The organism is Peribacillus sp. SIMBA_075, assembly GCF_046534585.1.
Genome location: NZ_JAWRYN010000180.1, coordinates 1 through 385 on the forward strand (window position 1 = coordinate 1; position 385 = coordinate 385).

The following is a 385-nucleotide window of genomic DNA, read 5'->3' on the forward strand; positions in this document are numbered from 1 at the left end:
GTGATTCAGCGCTGTTACACGCTGTCCTGCGTTCAGTTCGCCCAGCATTGCGCTACCTTCGATAGCCATGTTTTCCCCTTCTGTTTTACCTCTTTGCCCTGGCTGCACAGCACCGGGTGCCACGGCTTGCCGTTTTTTCCCATAATCCAGCCATTGCCATAGGACATTGACGGGCTTTGCTTCTTCAGGCGTGATGCTAACGAGATCATTGTGTCGCCCTCAACTGAGGCCGACTGTTGCGCCGATACCGCTAATTGCATCCACGGTCGAGGCTAAAGTCGGGTTTGAGTGAATGCGGGTCTGTACGGCAATAGCAGCCAGCATCATGCAGCGGACACCTGTATTTGCTGCCTCCACGATTCCGCGCCGGCAGTTAGCAGAGATT

The 385-nt window shown here is 54.8% G+C and carries 1 protein-coding gene; it reads right to left on the reverse strand.

The window, feature by feature from the left end; all coding sequences use genetic code 11:
- Positions 1-32: 32 nt before the first annotated feature.
- Positions 33-260 (reverse strand): phage filamentation protein Fil family protein, encoded by a 228-nt coding sequence (locus SB775_RS27710; RefSeq protein ID WP_410864350.1) that lies wholly within the window; start codon positions 258-260, stop codon positions 33-35.
- Positions 261-385: the final 125 nt, after the last annotated feature.